Origin of the sequence: Burkholderia sp. Ac-20344, from assembly GCF_017104975.1 — a bacterium.
Lineage (GTDB): Bacteria > Pseudomonadota > Gammaproteobacteria > Burkholderiales > Burkholderiaceae > Burkholderia.
Window position 1 is genome coordinate 16,039 of sequence record NZ_JAAGPP010000021.1, and the last position, 15,809, is coordinate 31,847.

At 67.7% G+C, this 15,809-nt stretch carries 14 protein-coding genes; 2 read left to right on the forward strand and 12 right to left on the reverse strand.

What is annotated here, in order from left to right; genetic code table 11:
• The first annotated feature begins 172 nt into the window (after positions 1-172).
• Entirely contained in the window at positions 173-904 is a 732-nt protein-coding gene (locus G3N64_RS09595) for an OmpW family outer membrane protein (protein WP_205783624.1), read from the forward strand.
• Positions 905-1,074: 170 nt separating this feature from the next.
• Here G3N64_RS09595 and ugpQ read toward each other — a convergent pair whose 3' ends face one another.
• The 12 genes from ugpQ to G3N64_RS09655 form a co-directional block, all read right to left on the reverse strand.
• On the reverse strand, positions 1,075-1,839 hold the full coding sequence (ugpQ, locus tag G3N64_RS09600; protein WP_205783625.1) for a glycerophosphodiester phosphodiesterase: 765 nt from the start codon (positions 1,837-1,839) through the stop codon (positions 1,075-1,077).
• Positions 1,840-1,867: 28 nt separating this feature from the next.
• Positions 1,868-2,953, reverse strand: a complete 1,086-nt coding sequence (locus tag G3N64_RS09605) for a sn-glycerol-3-phosphate import ATP-binding protein UgpC (protein ID WP_205783626.1) — start codon at positions 2,951-2,953, stop codon at positions 1,868-1,870.
• A gap of 32 nt (positions 2,954-2,985) precedes the next feature.
• Positions 2,986-3,831 carry a sn-glycerol-3-phosphate ABC transporter permease UgpE gene (ugpE, locus tag G3N64_RS09610; RefSeq protein WP_205783627.1) on the reverse strand — a complete coding sequence of 282 codons (846 nt, stop codon included), beginning with the start codon at positions 3,829-3,831 and terminating at the stop codon, positions 2,986-2,988.
• Entirely contained in the window at positions 3,828-4,712 is an 885-nt protein-coding gene (gene ugpA / locus G3N64_RS09615; protein WP_205783628.1) for a sn-glycerol-3-phosphate ABC transporter permease UgpA, read from the reverse strand. Before ugpA ends, ugpE begins: the two co-directional genes overlap by 4 nt.
• A gap of 102 nt (positions 4,713-4,814) precedes the next feature.
• Positions 4,815-6,149: a sn-glycerol-3-phosphate ABC transporter substrate-binding protein UgpB gene (gene ugpB, locus G3N64_RS09620; RefSeq protein ID WP_205783629.1), complete on the reverse strand. Its 1,335-nt coding sequence runs from the start codon at positions 6,147-6,149 to the stop codon at positions 4,815-4,817.
• A gap of 90 nt (positions 6,150-6,239) precedes the next feature.
• Positions 6,240-7,424 carry a deoxyguanosinetriphosphate triphosphohydrolase gene (locus G3N64_RS09625; protein WP_241020870.1) on the reverse strand — a complete coding sequence of 395 codons (1,185 nt, stop codon included), beginning with the start codon at positions 7,422-7,424 and terminating at the stop codon, positions 6,240-6,242.
• 65 nt (positions 7,425-7,489) lie between these two features.
• Positions 7,490-8,569, reverse strand: coding sequence for a 3-dehydroquinate synthase (gene aroB, locus G3N64_RS09630; RefSeq protein ID WP_205783631.1), 1,080 nt, complete (start codon positions 8,567-8,569; stop codon positions 7,490-7,492).
• A complete protein-coding gene (gene aroK / locus G3N64_RS09635; RefSeq protein WP_027788566.1) occupies positions 8,566-9,120 on the reverse strand; it encodes a shikimate kinase AroK in 555 nt (184 codons plus the stop codon). The genes aroB and aroK overlap by 4 nt, the downstream gene beginning before the upstream one ends.
• Before the next feature lie 40 nt (positions 9,121-9,160).
• Positions 9,161-10,792 carry a type IV pilus secretin PilQ gene (gene pilQ / locus G3N64_RS09640; protein ID WP_205783632.1) on the reverse strand — a complete coding sequence of 544 codons (1,632 nt, stop codon included), beginning with the start codon at positions 10,790-10,792 and terminating at the stop codon, positions 9,161-9,163.
• Positions 10,789-11,658, reverse strand: coding sequence for a pilus assembly protein (locus tag G3N64_RS09645; protein WP_241020868.1), 870 nt, complete (start codon positions 11,656-11,658; stop codon positions 10,789-10,791). The genes pilQ and G3N64_RS09645 overlap by 4 nt, the downstream gene beginning before the upstream one ends.
• The gene (locus G3N64_RS09650; RefSeq protein ID WP_205783633.1) at positions 11,655-12,263 is read right to left on the reverse strand and encodes a fimbrial protein; all 609 of its coding nucleotides are present in this window, start codon (positions 12,261-12,263) and stop codon (positions 11,655-11,657) included. The genes G3N64_RS09645 and G3N64_RS09650 overlap by 4 nt, the downstream gene beginning before the upstream one ends.
• Complete coding sequence (locus G3N64_RS09655) at positions 12,260-13,186, reverse strand: competence protein ComA (RefSeq protein ID WP_205783634.1); 927 nt, start codon at positions 13,184-13,186, stop codon at positions 12,260-12,262. Before G3N64_RS09655 ends, G3N64_RS09650 begins: the two co-directional genes overlap by 4 nt.
• Positions 13,187-13,407: 221 nt before the next feature.
• Here G3N64_RS09655 and G3N64_RS09660 point away from each other — a divergent pair, with 221 nt between their 5' ends.
• Entirely contained in the window at positions 13,408-15,798 is a 2,391-nt protein-coding gene (locus tag G3N64_RS09660; RefSeq protein WP_205783635.1) for a penicillin-binding protein 1A, read from the forward strand.
• The last annotated feature ends 11 nt before the right edge of the window (positions 15,799-15,809 follow it).

Sequence of the window (15,809 nt, forward strand, 5' to 3'; positions counted from 1 at the left end):
GTTAGGAAATACCCGGGGGTCCGAAAGTGCGCACCTGCGTAGAATGCCCGTCCCAGCGGCGCGCGAAAGCGTACGGTCGTACGCAACCTAGGGAGAAAACTCTAACTTACAAGCTTGTTTGGTTTTAAACGCAGTCGTCATAATGAGCACGCCTTTGATCGGAGGAGACACAATGAAACGAAAACTGGCCATTACGGGGGCCGCGGCGCTCGCATTCTCGTTGGCGGGCGCTACGGCACATGCACAATCCGCAGGTGATTTCTACGTCAGCACCGGCTGGCTGCACCTTTCGCCGCAGGACAGCAGCGACCCGCTGTTCCTGTACGGTGTCGGCGGCACGCCCATCAACCAATCGATTCCCAACACGGGCGCCGGCATCAACGACGCCGATACGCTCGGGCTCGCAGCTGGCTACTTCGTCACCGACCACATCTCCACCGAGCTCGTCATGGGGATACCGCCGAAGTTCGACATTACCGGCAAGGGTCAGTTCGAAAAGTTCGGCGTCCTCGGCCGTGCATACCAGTGGAGCCCAGCCGTATTGCTTCGCTACCACTTCAACGACGCCAACGCGAAGTTCCGTCCGTATGTCGGCGTCGGCGCGACGTATGTCTGGTTCACCGGCGCAAAGATCACGAACAGCAGCTTCGAGAATGGCGTGCTCGGCGGCCCGACCAGCGCTACGACCAGCAACCAGTGGGCGCCCGTGTTCAACGCCGGCTTCACGTACAACTTCACGAAACACTGGTTCGGGGGCCTGTCGATCTCGTACATCCCGGTCAGCGTGACCGCAACCTTCACGACGGCCCGCCGGACGCCGGTCGGCACCCTGACCGAAACGTCGAAAGCGAAGATCTCCCTCAACCCGATCGTCACGTACCTGAACGTCGGCTACCGCTTCTAAGCGTAGTCGAATATTTGGGGAATGGTTAATCCTGCTGCAATTTGTAGCGGATTTTTCCTGACGTAACGTCTCCACGATGCAAAACGCCCCGGCGGGAGTCCCGCAGGGGCGTCGTTTTTTCGCGTCAGGCACGTTCCCGGCAAAGGATTCGCCGGACGCGGCCGCGACCGTCAGACGATGTCGTCCAGCGCAGCGGGACCGATCAGGTCGATCCGGTCCGTGCAGACCGCGTCGACGCCCCAGCGGGCGAGTTCGCGTGCCCGTTCGAGGTCGTTCACCGTGTACACCAGGATGCGCAGTCCGGCCGCCTTGATCGCGCGCACGAGCGGTTCGTCGAGCTGTTTGTGGTCTGCATGCAACGAAACGCAGCCGAGCGCACCGACAACTTGCGCATGCCAGTCGTCCGGCACGGCCTCGTAGAGCATCCCGCGCGGCAGCGTCGGCACGGTCGCACGCGCCTGTTGCAGCGCATCGAACGAGAACGACGACAGGAGCGGCGGGACTGCGGCATCGCGCCAGTACGCGGCTGCGTCGGCCGCCACGCGCTGCCCGGTCTCGCGCTCGCGTCCCGGGCACGGCTTGATCTCGACATTCGCGGCCAGCCCGTGGGCGAGGCAGCGCGCTGCCGCCGCCTCGAGCGTCGGCATCCGCTCGCCCGCGAAGCGCGCGTCGAGCCACGCGCCCGCGTCGAGCGCGGCCAGCGCCGCATAACGCATGCCCGCCGCCGCACCCTGCCCGTTCGACGTGCGATCGACCGTGTCGTCGTGCAGCAGGAACGTCACGTCGTCGGCCGACAGCTTCGCATCGAACTCGACCATCCGGTGGCCGCGGCGCGCACCCTCGTCGAGTGCGGCGAGCGTGTTCTCCGGCGCGAGCGTGCCGCCGCCGCGATGGGCGACGACGCGCGGATAGGGCCAGTCGGTACGGGATGTCATCGTCGGTCTCTCGGCAGGTGCAGCAGGTTCAGCCGGCACGCTTGCCGGTCTCGGGATCGAAGAAATGCAGCCGGTGCGCAGGCAGCGCAGCCGCGAGCGCCGCGCCGCGTGCGGGACGATCCGCGTGCGGCAGGCGCACCGCGACATCGTGATTGCCCCAGCGGCCGTGCGCGAGATTGTCCGCGCCGAGCAGTTCGCACGAGTCGACCGGCAGCGTCGCCTGCGCGACGCCCGGCTGCGGCGTCATGTGTTCGGGACGCACGCCGAGCACCCAGTCGCGCCCGGTGGCGATCTCCGTGCCGATGCCGGGCGCGCCGGCGACCGGCAGCGCGGGGCCGCCGCCCGCAACCGTAAACGTCGCGCCGTCGTCCGACAGCCGGCCGTGCATCAGGTTCATCGCCGGCGAGCCGATGAAGCCCGCGACGAACACCGTCGCCGGCTTCTCGTACACGTCGACCGGCGCGCCGATCTGCTCCGCGTAGCCGCGGTTCATCACGATCACGCGCTGCGCGAGCGTCATCGCCTCGATCTGGTCGTGCGTCACGTACACGCTCGTCGTCGCGAGCCGCGCATGCAGCCGCTGGATCTCGAGCCGCATCTGCACGCGCAATTTCGCGTCGAGGTTCGACAACGGCTCGTCGAACAGGAACACCGACGGCTCGCGCACGATCGCGCGCCCCATCGCGACGCGCTGCCGCTGGCCACCCGACAGCTCGCGCGGCCGCCGCGCGAGCAACGGCTCGAGCTCGAGGATCTTCGCGGCCGCGGCCACCCGCGACTCGATCGCTGCGCGCTCGATCCCGCGGATCTTCAACCCGTAGCCCATGTTCTGCGCGACCGTCATGTGCGGGTACAGCGCATAGTTCTGGAACACCATCGCGATGTCGCGATCCTTCGGCTCCAGCGCGTTGACGACGCGCTCGCCGATCGCGATCTCCCCGTCCGTCACCGTCTCGAGCCCCGCGATCATCCGCAGCAACGTCGACTTGCCGCAGCCCGACGGGCCGACCAGCACGATGAATTCGCCGTCGGCGATCTCCACGTCGATGCCATGCAGCACGTGCTGCTTGCCGTCGTAGGATTTCCTGACGCCCTTCAAGCTCAGCGCAGCCATTCTTGGTCTTTCTCCCGGTTGCCGTCCGTCATTTATTTCTCTGAATCGACGAGGCCGCGCACGAACCAGCGCTGCATCGCCAGCACGACGACGAGCGGCGGGATCATCCCCAGCAGCGTCGCCGCCATCACGTATTGCCATTCGGTCGCGGCGTCGCCGCTCGCGATCATCGTCTTGATGCCCACCACCGCCGTCGACAGCGATGCCTCCGTCGTAATCAGGATCGGCCACAGATACTGGTTCCAGCCGTAGATGAACGTGATCACGAACAGCGCCGCGATGCTCGTCTTCGACAGCGGCAGCACGACGTCCCAGAAGAACCGCAGCGGCCCCGCGCCGTCGATGCGCGCGGCATCCATCAGCTCGTCGGGCAGCGTCATGAAGAACTGGCGGAACAGGAACGTCGCGGTCGCCGATGCGATCAGCGGCAGCGTGAGCCCCGCGTAGGTGTTCGTCAGGTGCAGCGTCGACACGACCTGCACGGTCGGGAAGATCCGCACCTCGACCGGCAGCATCAGCGTGACGAAGATCAGCCAGAACGCCGTGTTGCGGAACGGGAAGCGGAAATAGACGATCGCGTACGCGGACAGGATGGATACCCCGATCTTGCCGACCGCGATCCCGAGCGCCATCGCGAAGCTGTTCACGAGCAGGCGGCCGAACGGCGCCGTCGTGCCGCCGCTGCCGTGCCCCCAGATGTACGCGACGTTCTCGAACAGGTGCGTGCTCGGCACGAGCGACAGCGGCACCGTGAACACTTCCTGCGCGTTCATCGTCGCCGCGCAGAATGCGACGTAGACGGGGAACACGATCAGCACGACGCCCGCGATCAGCACCGCGTGGCAGAACAGGTCGAAGCCCTTGCGATTTTCGATCATGCGTATTGCACCCTGCGTTCGACGAAGCGGAACTGGATCACCGTGAGCCCGACGACGATGATCATCAGCACGACCGACTGCGCGCCCGAGCTGCCGATGTCGAGCCCCTGGAAGCCCTCCGCGAAGATCTTGTAGATCAGCGTCTTCGTGCTCTGCGCCGGGCCGCCGCCGGTGGCCGCGTCGATCACCGGGAACGTGTCGAAGAACGCGTAGACGAGGTTCACGACCAGCAGAAAGAAGCTGGTGGGCGACAGCAGCGGCAGTACGATGTTGAAGAAGCGCCGCACCGGCCCGGCGCCGTCGATCGCCGCCGCCTCGATCAGCGAGCGCGGGATCGCCTGCAGGCCCGCATAGAAGAACAGGAAGTTGTAGCTCACCTGCTTCCACACCGACGCGAGCACGACGAGGAACATCGCCTGGCCGCCGTTCAGCGCGTGGTTCCACACGATGCCGCTCTTCGCGAGCGCATAGGTGATCAGGCCGATGCTCGGGTTGAACAGGAACGCCCACAGCACGGCGGCGATCGTCGGGGCGACCGCGTACGGCCAGATCAGCAGCGTGCGGTACACGCGCGCACCGCGGATCACACGATCGGCGCACGCGGCGAGCAGCAGCGACACGACGAGCCCGCTCACCGTGACGAGCGAACTGAACACGAGCGTCGTGCGAAACGAATCGAGATACAGCGGATCGGCGAACAGGTGCGTGAAGTTCGCGAGGCCGACGAATTCGCTCGACGTGCCGAACGCGTCCTGCATCTGCGTCGACTGCCACAGCGCGACGCCGGCCGGCCACTGGAAGAACACGGCGGTGATCGCGAGTTGCGGCGCGATCAGCAGGTACGGCAACAGGCTCGTACCGAAACGGGAACGGGATTGCATCGCGGATATCCGGTCAGGCGCAACGGAAAGGTGGCCGTGCCGCAGGCCGGCGCGTGCATCCGTAAGGATGCGACGCGGCCGGCGGCACGATGCGATGCGGGCTCAGCCGCCCGACTTCTCGAAGCGGCGCAGCAGTTCGTCGCCGCGCGATGCGGCCGAATCGAGCGCGTCCTTCGGCGACTTCTTCTGCGCCCAGACCTGTTCGAACTCCTCGTCGACAACCGTGCGGATCTGCGGCATGTTGCCCAGGCGCAGCCCCTTGGTGTACGGCAGCGGCGGCTTGTTCAGCATCTGCTTGATCGCGGTTTCGGCGCTCGGGTTCTTCGCGTAGAAGCCCTGCTGGCGCGTGAGGTCGTACGCCGCGGTCGTGACCGGCAGGTAGCCCGTGTCCTGGTGCCACTTCGCGGCGACGGCCGGCGAGGCCAGGTACGCGAGGAATTTCGCGACGCCCTTGTAGGTCGCCGGATCCTTGCCGGCCAGCACCCACAGGCTCGCGCCGCCGATGATCGCGTTCTGCGGTGCGCCCTTCACGTTCGCGTCGTACGGCATCATGCCCGTGCCGTAGCTGAACTTCGCGAATTTCTGCACGTTCGCGAGCGCGCCCGACGACGTCGTCATGATCCCGCAGTCGCCGCTGTAGAACTTCGCCGACGCTTCATCCTTGCGGCCCGCGTACGTGAACGTGCCGTCCTTCGCCATCTGCTGCAGGAACGAGATGTGCGCGATCTGTTGCGGCTTGTTGAATTCGAGCACCGCGTCGGTACCGTCGAAGCCGTTGTTGCGGCTCGCGAACGGCAGCCCGTGCCATGCGCTGTAGTTCTCGAGCTGGATCCAGCCCTGCCAGCCGGTCGTGAAGCCGCATGCCATCCCCGACTTGCGCAGCTTCTCGGCATCGGCCTGCACGTCGGCCCACGTCTTCGGCGGCTGGTTCGGATCGAGGCCGGCCTTCTTGAAGGCATCCTTGTTGTAGTACAGCACCGGCGTCGAGCTGTTGAACGGCATCGACACGAGATGGCCCGTCTTCGCGTCGCTGTAGTAGCTCGCGATGGTCGGCACGAACGCCTTTTCGTCGAGCGTCACGCCGGCCTGCTTGAACACGTCGTAGACGGGCACGACGGCCTTCTTCGCCTGCATCATCGTGGCCGTGCCGACTTCATAGACCTGGAGGATTGCCGGCGCGTTGCCGCTGCGATAGGCGGCGATGCCGGCCGCGAGCGCCTGGTCGTAGGTGCCCTTGAAGACCGGCACGATCTTGTAGTCGCTCTGCGACGCATTGAACTGGTCGGCGATCGCGTTGACCCGCTCGCCGAGCGCGGCCTCCATCGCATGCCAGAACTGGATTTCCGTCGCGGCGAGCGCCACGTGCTGTACTCCGAACATCAGCGCGCCGCCGAGCGCGATCGAACGAACCAGTGTCCCCGCAGGCTTCTTCTTCATCGACCTCTCTCCTATGAAAACGTTACCAACAGCGTGTGCAACATTCCCGTCGCCATTGAACCGGCGAAGTCTAGTGATCGTTTGTGACAGTCAGTTGTCGCTGATGACGAACAGGCGCTGATACTCCTTCAGCGCGAAGCGGTCGGTCATGCCGGCGATGTAGTGCGCGACGAGGCGCGGCTGCTGTGCCGCGTCGTCGGACTGGTACGGCGGCGGCAGCAGGCGCGGATCGTCGATGAACGCATCGAACAGCCCGGTGACGACGCGCTGTGCCTTGCTCGCCATGCGCATCACCTTGTAGTGGCGATAGAGGTTCTTGAAGAGGAAGCGCTTGAGCGCGGCCGCCTGCGCGGCTACAGATTCGCTGTGCGACACGAGCGGCGGCGCGGCGCGCACGTCGTCGAGCGACGCGGGCGCGACGCGTGCGAGATTGCGCGTCGTCTCGTCGATCAGGTCGACGATCAGCGTGTTGATGATGCGGCGCACCGTCTCGTGCACGAGGCGGCGGCCTTCGAGATGCGGGAATTCGGCGAGCGCCGCCTCGTAGTGGCGCTGCCACAGCTCGACTTCCGCGAGCTGCTCGATCGTGATCAGGCCGGAACGCAGGCCGTCGTCGACGTCGTGGTTGTTGTAGGCGATCTCGTCCGCGATGTTGGCAAGCTGCGCTTCGAGCGACGGCTGGCGGCCCTGCAGGAAGCGCTCGCCGAGCGCACCGAGCTTGCGCGCATTCTCGCGCGAGCAGTGCTTCAGGATGCCTTCGCGCGTCTCGAAGCACAGGTTCAGCCCGTTGAACGCGCCGTAGTGCTCCTCGAGCTCGTCGACGACCGCCAGGCTCTGCAGGTTGTGCTCGAAGCCGTCATGCTCGCGCATGCACGCATTCAGCGCGTCCTGCCCGGCATGGCCGAACGGCGTATGGCCGAGATCGTGCGCGAGCGAAATCGCCTCGACGAGATCCTCGTTCAGGCGCAGATTGCGCGCGACCGAGCGCGCGATCTGCGCAACTTCGAGGCTGTGCGTGAGGCGCGTGCGGAACAGGTCGCCTTCGTGATTGACGAAGACTTGCGTCTTGTATTCGAGCCGGCGAAACGCGGTCGAATGGACGATGCGGTCGCGGTCGCGCTGGAATTCGGTGCGCGCCGCCGGCGGTGTTTCCGGATGGCGGCGGCCGCGCGACTGCGACGCGTGTGCGGCATACGGAGCGAGATGGGCTTCCAGCGCCGCCAGTGTCGGCGGCTCGGCCACCGGCGCAACGGATGCGCGGCCGGCTTCGGGCAGTGTGCTGCTGGATGTCTCGCTCACGTCTCCTCCATGTCAGGGGCGCCGGGGCATCCGGGCGGCCGTTAGCGGGTCGTCTGTGCCAGTGTAGCGAACACGGCTTCGTCCGGCGCCTGCGTGATCAACGTATCGCCGAATCGCTTCAGCAGGATGAACTTGATCGCGCCGGCTTCTGCCTTCTTGTCGACGCGCATCAGGTCCATGTAGCGCGCGTCGCCGAGCGCGGGCCCGCGGGTCGGCAGGTGCGCAGCCGCGATCACCGCATCGAGGCGCTGCCGCGACGCTTCGTCGAGCAGACCGAGCCGCACCGACAGGTCGCCCGCCATCACCATCCCGCAGCCGACCGCCTCGCCATGCAACCACTCGCCGTAGCCGAGCCCGGCCTCGATCGCATGGCCGAACGTGTGGCCGAAGTTCAGGATCGCGCGCAGGCCGCCTTCGCGTTCGTCGGCCGCCACCACGCTCGCCTTGATCTCGCACGAACGCTTCACCGCGTGCGCGAGCGCAGCCGGGTCGCGACGGTTCAGCGCGTCGACGTTCGCCTCGATCCAGTCGAAGAATTCCGCATCGGCGATCGCGCCGGTCTTGATGATCTCGGCGACACCGGCCGCCAGTTCGCGGTCGGGCAGGGTCGACAGCGCGCCGATGTCCGCGATCACGGCCTGCGGCTGGTAGAACGCGCCGATCATGTTCTTGCCGAGCGGGTGGTTGATACCCGTCTTGCCGCCGACCGACGAGTCGACCTGCGACAGCAGCGTCGTCGGCACCTGGATGAACGGCACGCCGCGCATGTAGCACGCGGCCGCAAAGCCGGTCATGTCACCGATCACGCCGCCGCCGAGCGCGACGAGCGTCGTCTTTCGGTCCGCGCGGTCGGTCAGCAGGCCGTCGAAGATCAGGTTCAGCGTTTCCCAGTTCTTGTACGCCTCGCCGTCCGGCAGCACGACCGTCGACACGCGCTTGCCGAGCGGCGCGAGCGCCGCGCGCAGCCCGTCGCCGTAGAGCGGATCGACCGTCGTGTTCGTGACGATCGTGACGGACGAACCCAAGATGCGAGGCGCGAACAGCTCGGCGCGGCCGATCAGGCCGGCGCCAATATGAATCGGATAGGCGCGGTCGCCCAGATCGACGTTGACAGTAATCATGCTTGTAGCGGCTTGGCGATGACGCCCGCCAGTTCGAGTTGCATCAGCACCATGTTGACGAGACCGTTGACCGACGGACGACCGGTCTCGATGACGAAATCCGCGCATTCGCGGTACAGCGGGTCACGTACTTCGTACAGCGCTTCGAGACGCCCCTTCGGATCTTCGGTCTGCAGCAGCGGGCGGTTCTTGTCCTTGCGCGTGCGCAGCCATAGATCGTGCGGATTGGCGCGCAAGTAGACGACGATACCGTTACTTTTCAGGCAGTCGCGATTTTCCGGGCGCAGCACCGCGCCGCCGCCCGTCGCGAGGACGATGTTTTCGCGCTGCGTGAGATCGGCGATCACCTGCGTTTCGCGATCGCGAAACCCGGCCTCGCCCTCCAGCTCGAAGATCACCGGAATGCGCGCGCCCGTGCGGGCCTCGATTTCGTGGTCGGAGTCGAAGAACGTCCTGTCGAGACGACGCGCGACCGCACGGCCCACGGTGGTCTTACCCGCTCCCATAAGGCCGACGAAAAATACGTTTGCATGTGGGTCCCGCGCTTGCAACGGCTTCCTCTGCTTCAATCTTGCTGGTGTGTGGCGCAGCTTACTGGCAAAGCGGCTGCCTTGTCGAGCCTGCGCCGGCGGCTTCCGGCCCCGTTTTTTCGGCATCCGCGCTGCCCGCGCCGTGCGCATTGCAGCGCGCATCGACGACGGTCGGCGTGATGAATACGACCAGTTCGTTGCGCTGGTCGCGTTGCGCGCGGTGCCGGAAAAGCGCGCCCAGAACCGGTATTTTGCCCAAGAGCGGCACGCGCGTCACATCGTTCCGGTTCAATTGCTCGTAGATCCCGCCTATCGCGACCGTCCCGCCGTTCTCGACCTCGACGCGCGTCTGGACGTGCTTCGTATGAATCGCCGGGCCGGCCGCCGTCGGCTCGCCGATGCTGTCCTTCGTCACGTCCAGGTCGAGCACCACGCGCCCGTCCGGCGTGATCTGCGGCTCGACCTCGAGCTTGAGCGTCGCCCGGCGGAACTGCACGCCGCTCACGCCGTTGCCGACCTTCGCCTGGTACGGCAGCTCCGAACCCTGTTCGACGATGGCCTTGACGCGATCGGCGGTCACCACGCGCGGACTCGATACGATCTGGCCCCGCCCCTGCGCCTCGAGCGCGCTCAGTTCGATGTCGAGCACACGGCTGAGCGGCGCGGCGAACAGCGTGAAGCCGGCAGTCGCTGCTTCGAAGCCGCCGAGCGGCCGCGCAGCAAGGTCGAGCGCATTGCGCGCACCGGTCGCGAACGTGGCGTTCTCGCCCGACGGCGGCCGCGCCTGCGCCCGCAGCGCGACGCGTGCGCCGAGATTGCGCGAAAAACCCTGCTCGCCCTCGACGATGCGGGCCTCGATCCGGACCTGCCGCGACGGCCGGTCGATCGCATCGATCAGGCTCGCGATCTGGTCGAGACGCGGCGCGAGATCGGTGACGAACAGCAGGTTCGTGCGCGGATCGGCCGCCGCGGCGCCACGCTTCGACAGCAGGCGCTGGCCGGTCGCGCCGGCCAGCAGCCGTTGGACGTCCTGCGCGCGCGGGTAGTGCAGCGCAAACGTACGGCTCGAAAGCGGCTCCAGATCGGCGGCCCGCGCGTGCATTTCGAATCGCTCGCGTTCGCGCGCGGCCAGCTCGGCGGCCGGCGTGACCCATATCACGTTGCCCCGCCGGGACATCGCGAGCCCGTGCGTGTCGAGCAGCGTGTCGAAGGCATCCCGCCAGCGGACATTATTCAGACGTAACGTGACGGTACCGCGCACCTGCTCGCCGACGACGATATTGAGTCCGGTGAACCGGGCAAACGCGTCAAACGCGGCTGCGAGCCCCGCGCCCTGCAGATTCAGCGAGATCCGCCGCGCGTCGTCCGCATCGCCCGGTTGCCGTGCCGCGGCATCGCCCATCCGGACCGGCGGCGCCAACGGGATCGGCGGCCCCTCCAGCCCGGGCGCCGGGGAGGCAACCTCCGCCTGAAGCGCCGCGCGAGCCGCCTGATCGAATGGGGGCGGGCCGGCCTCCGTCGATACAGTGTTGTCCGCACCGTCCACCGCGCCTTGAGGCAACGGCACGCCCGGCACCGGCATCTCCACCGATGCGGCAGGCCAGACGGCCGGCAGCGGCGGCAACGAGGCGCTTGCGCCGGCCGCCGTCAATCCGGCCCAGACGGCGAGTACCCGACATCCATGCCTCATCATGGCCGCCTCCCGTCGTCCAGGGTGACTCGGTACGCGCCGTCCGCCGTCGCGAGCGTCACGGCGACGGGATCGATTCTCACCACCCGCGCGGCCCCGAGGGCTTCGCCGGGCACCACCGCCGTGAACGCGCCATCACCGTCGTCGAACAGCGCGAGACCGGCACGCCCGTCGCGAATCGTGCCGGCCAGGCGGGCAGCCGCTCCCTCCGCTTCAGACGAACCGGCCTCACCGAACGGATCGGCGGCGGGCGCGTCGACCAGAACCGGCTTCGCGCCGCCCGTGGACGTTACCGCCGGCAACCCCGGAAACACGTCGACAGACATTTCCACGCGCGCGGCCTCCTTTCCCCGTTCGACGCGCAGCACGGACGGCACCGCCAGCACCGGGAAACGGGCCAGCCCGCCGACCATCTGCAGCAACGCGCGAAAACCGCCGTCGGCGACGATGCGCACCGTGCGCCGGCCGTCCGGCGCCGCACCATCGGCGCGCAGCCGTTCGATCGATACGCCGCGCAGTCCGCTCGACGCGGCGCGGTCAGCCAGTTCCAGCATCAGCGCGGCCCATTCCGGCGCACGCGACAAGTGATCGCCGTGTGCCTCCGCCGGACGCCCGTCGTGCTGCCGTGCGGCGGCTGCCAGCACATGCTGCGCATCGGCCTCACGCATCTGCGCCGCTGCCAGCAACGCGCGGCTGTGCGCGAGCCCGCTCCAGTCGGCGGCATTCGCCAGATGAATGCCGCCTGCCAGCACGGCCGCGAACGCGAGCACGCAGCCTGCGATGTGTGCAGCCGCCGGCGACACGCGCGGCATGCCGCCGAGCCATCCGTCGCCACGCCGTGCGGGCCGATGCGCGAGCGCCGCCGTCATGCGCCACCTCCCGGCGCATTCCGGGACGGCATCGCGTCGTGCCAGCGCAGCTGGACCGAGAAACGGAACGGCATCCCGCCGGTCGCGACCGGGGCATCCAAAGCAGGCTTCAATGCATCGATATCGATCCGCCAGCCACGCTGCTCGCGTGCCATCCCCGCGAGCCACCGGGCGGCCGCCCGGTAGCTCGCGGCGCGCGCATCGAGCACGGCACCGGCCGACGTCGTGCGCAGCGCGTCGAGCCGGACGGTACCGTCGCGCACCTGCGCCAGTATGGCCAGCAGCCCCGCGACGTGCCGGTGAGGCACCGCAAGCGCGGCCGCCTGCGCGTCGCGCTGCGCGGAAACGGCCGCTGCCTTGGCGGCGCCCGTCGCGGCCCCCACCTGCGGCTGCAACTGCCGCAGCCGCGCCTCCACGCTTGCGCGCTCGGCATCCACACGCCATCGCGCCCCGGCGGCGGCGCCGGTCCACAAGCCGGCGCCGAGCACGCCGAACAGAATCGCCGTACCGCACTGCACGGCCCGACGACGTCGCAACGCCTGCGCCAGCCGCTCGCGGTACGGCAGCAGGTTGAAGCCGCCCGGCTCCGCACGACAGGCCGTCATTCCCACACCCCGTGCAATGCCAGCCCGAATGCGACAGCCCATGCCGGGCCGCCCGGCATGCCGGCGGGCTTGCCCGGTTTCCCGCCCCAGCCCGTGCAGTCGAATGACACCGCAACCGCGCCGAGCACATCGCCGATCTCGGCGACGGACGTATCGAAGCAGGCAATGCATCGCTCGTCCCCGGCCACGAGTACGCAACACACGGCCCCGAGCGCGCGCCGGCGCAATGCATCGGCAAACGCCCCCGGCACGGCGCCGGACAGCGTCAGCACCGGTACGGCCAACGGGCCGTCGATTCGCCAGCCGTGCACGCCCGAGTCATGGAACCAGAGCGCCGCGCAGGAGCCTGCCTGCCCGTCGGGTTCGAATTGCGCGGCATAGCGCAACGCACGCAGCGCCGCGGCCGACTCGCCGTCGATCACCGTCAGGTCGACACCGGCCTGGGCAGCCACGTCGATTCGCCGTTCGAGCAGCGCCAGCGGGGCCACGGCAATCTCGATCTCGCCCGACCCCGCGCCGCCATGCTGCCGCCAGTCGAACGCGAGACTGTCCGGCGCCAGCCCCGAGATGCGTTCGGCCGCCTGCCGCGCGGCGTCCTCGATGTCGTCCCGCCCGGCCAGGTCGAGCGTCGCGGTGCGCATCTCGTCATCGTGCAACGCCATCACGCCGCGCGCGTCGCACCGCACGTCGACCGCTGACAGCCTCGACACCGCGGCGGCCAGCGCTCGCGCGACCGCCGCCCAGCGCGCATCCTCCGGCCCGCCCGCCAACCCGACCGGCTCCCGCTCGAGCCCCTCGACGCACACCTCCGCGCTCCGGCCGCGCCGGCTCAGCACGACCACCCTCACCTCGTCCGCACCGACGTCGATTCCCGTCGACCGGTGCCCGCCCTGCGCAAACCGCGCTCTCCATCGTCCCGCCATCCCAGCCTCCCGAAATCGTCGCGGCCCACGCCGCGTTTCCGAGACCTGATTCTGCAAAGCGCCGCGTGCGGCCGACAGTCGGCCTAACGGCCAGCATCCGCTCGCGACGGCCTCGCGCGGGCTATGCTGGAAGTAAGGCCAACCCGCGGCTTCAGGGCGGGCGGCCCCCGCGTCAGGACCGGTCTTACCGGGCAGCTATAATCGCGGGACTGTTTTCCGGTATGCCTATGCAATCCACGACTCCTACGTCCCCGCCTCCTGCCCCGGAGCCGAAGAAGCGGCCCTGGTGGCAAAAAGTCCTGCTCGGATTCGCCACGATGTGCGTGGCGCTCGTCGTGGCCGGCGGCCTCGTGCTCGGCTACGCGCTCGTCGTTGCGTGGCCGAACATGCCGTCGCTCGACGCGCTGACCGACTATCGCCCGAAGGTGCCGCTGCGCATCTATACGTCCGATCACGTGCTGATCGGCGAATTCGGCGAAGAGCGCCGCGACGTCGTCCATTTCAAGGACGTGCCCGAATCGCTGAAGAAGGCGATCCTGGCGATCGAGGACGCGCGCTTCTACGATCACGGCGGTGTCGACCTCACCGGCATCGTCCGCGCCGGCTTCGTCGCGCTGACGAACGGCCACGCGTCGCAGGGGGCAAGCACGATCACGATGCAGGTCGCGCGCAACTTCTTCCTGTCGAGCGAGAAGACCTACACGCGCAAGATCTACGAGATGCTGCTCGCGTACCGGATCGAGCGTGCGCTGACGAAGGATCAGATTCTCGAGGTCTACATGAATCAGATCTATCTCGGCCAGCGCGCGTACGGCTTCGCGAGCGCCGCGCGGGTCTACTTCGGCAAGGACCTGAAGGACATTACGCTCGCCGAAGCCGCGATGCTCGCGGGGCTGCCGAAGGCGCCGTCCGCGTACAACCCGGTCGTGAACCCGAAGCGCGCGAAGGTGCGCCAGGAATACATCCTGCAACGGATGCTCGAGCTGAACTTCATCTCGCGCGAGCAATACGACGAGGCCGTCGCACAGCCGCTCGTCGTCAAGGGGCCGGGCCGCGATTTCAGCGTGCACGCCGAGTACGTCGCGGAAATGGTCCGACAAATGATGTACGCGCAGTACCGTGAGGAAACCTACACGCGCGGCTTCAACGTCGTCACGACGATCGACTCCGCGGACCAGCAGGTCGCGTACACCGCGCTGCGCAAGGGCATCATGGATTACGAGCGCCGGCACGGCTATCGGGGGCCGGAAGGCTTCATCGAACTGCCGGCCGGTGCCGACGACCGCGAACAGGCGATCGACGATGCGCTGCTCGAACACCCCGACAACGGCGAACTGATTGCCGCGGTCGTCACGGCCGCCAGCCCGCGCCAGATCACGGTTGCGTTCATCGACGGCAGCAATGCGACGATCGAAGGCGACAACCTGCGCTTCGCGTCGGGTGCGCTGTCGGCCAATGCGCAGCCGAATCGCCGTATCCGCCCGGGCGCGATCGTCCGCGTCGTGAAGAACGACACCGGCAAATGGTCGATCACGCAGTTGCCGCAGGTCGAGGGAGCGTTCCTGTCGATCGTCCCGCAGGACGGCGCGATCCGCTCGCTCGTCGGCGGCTTCGACTACAACAAGAACAAGTTCAACCACGTCACGCAGGCGTGGCGGCAGCCGGGTTCGTCGTTCAAGCCGTTCATCTATTCGGCGTCGCTCGACAAGGGTCTCGGGCCGGCAACCGTGATCAACGACGGCCCGCTGTATTTCAGTGCCGCCGAAACGGGCGGCCAGCCGTGGGAGCCGAAAAACTACGGCGGCGGCTTCGAAGGCCCGATGTCGATGCGTACCGCGCTGCAGCGCTCGCGCAACCTCGTGTCGATCCGGATCCTCAACCACATCGGCACGAAGTACGCGCAGCAGTACATCACGCGCTTCGGCTTCGACGCCGAACGCCATCCGGCCTACCTGCCGATGGCACTCGGTGCGGGCCAGGTCACGCCGCTGCAGATGGCGGGTGCGTACTCGGTATTCGCGAACGGCGGCTACCGCGTCAATCCGTACCTGATCGCCGAAGTCACCGATCCGAACGGCGCGATCGTCGCGCGCGCGCAGCCGCTCGTCGCCGAGCAGAACGCACCGCGCGCGATCGACGCGCGCAACGCGTACGTGATGAACAGCCTGCTGCAGAGCGTCGCGCAGCGCGGCACGGGCGCACGGACCAACGTGCTGAAACGCACCGACCTCGCGGGCAAGACCGGCACGACGAACGACTCGCACGACGCGTGGTTCGCCGGCTACCAGCACACGCTCGCCGCAATCGCATGGATCGGCTACGACAATCCGCGCAGCCTCGGCGATCGCGAAACGGGCGGCGGCCTGTCGCTGCCGGTCTGGATCGACTACATGGGCGCCGCACTGAAGGGCGTGCCCGAGTTCAAGCCGACGGTGCCGGACGGCGTCGAATCGCTCGGCGGCGAGCTGTACTTCACCGATTTCGCGCCGGGTCACGGCTTCGTGTCGACGGTCGGCGTACCGCAGGCACCGGCCGCGCAGAACGTCGACGCCACCGTGCCGCACGTCGACGAGCAGGAAAAGCAGGACATCATGAACCTGTTCGCACACTGACCACCGGCCCG

What these genes read in the sequence shown, in the direction of transcription:
- ugpE (WP_205783627.1), bottom strand. Translation starts at nt 3,831, where the DNA reads ATGATCGAAAATCGCAAGGGCTTCGACCTGTTCTGCCACGCGGTGCTG.
- G3N64_RS09660 (WP_205783635.1), top strand. Translation starts at nt 13,408, where the DNA reads ATGCCTATGCAATCCACGACTCCTACGTCCCCGCCTCCTGCCCCGGAG.
- G3N64_RS09650 (WP_205783633.1), bottom strand. Translation starts at nt 12,263, where the DNA reads ATGACGGCCTGTCGTGCGGAGCCGGGCGGCTTCAACCTGCTGCCGTAC.
- G3N64_RS09645 (WP_241020868.1), bottom strand. Translation starts at nt 11,658, where the DNA reads ATGACGGCGGCGCTCGCGCATCGGCCCGCACGGCGTGGCGACGGATGG.
- ugpQ (WP_205783625.1), bottom strand. Translation starts at nt 1,839, where the DNA reads ATGACATCCCGTACCGACTGGCCCTATCCGCGCGTCGTCGCCCATCGC.
- G3N64_RS09595 (WP_205783624.1), top strand. Translation starts at nt 173, where the DNA reads ATGAAACGAAAACTGGCCATTACGGGGGCCGCGGCGCTCGCATTCTCG.
- pilQ (WP_205783632.1), bottom strand. Translation starts at nt 10,792, where the DNA reads ATGATGAGGCATGGATGTCGGGTACTCGCCGTCTGGGCCGGATTGACG.
- G3N64_RS09655 (WP_205783634.1), bottom strand. Translation starts at nt 13,186, where the DNA reads ATGGCGGGACGATGGAGAGCGCGGTTTGCGCAGGGCGGGCACCGGTCG.
- ugpA (WP_205783628.1), bottom strand. Translation starts at nt 4,712, where the DNA reads ATGCAATCCCGTTCCCGTTTCGGTACGAGCCTGTTGCCGTACCTGCTG.
- ugpB (WP_205783629.1), bottom strand. Translation starts at nt 6,149, where the DNA reads ATGAAGAAGAAGCCTGCGGGGACACTGGTTCGTTCGATCGCGCTCGGC.
- aroB (WP_205783631.1), bottom strand. Translation starts at nt 8,569, where the DNA reads ATGATTACTGTCAACGTCGATCTGGGCGACCGCGCCTATCCGATTCAT.
- G3N64_RS09605 (WP_205783626.1), bottom strand. Translation starts at nt 2,953, where the DNA reads ATGGCTGCGCTGAGCTTGAAGGGCGTCAGGAAATCCTACGACGGCAAG.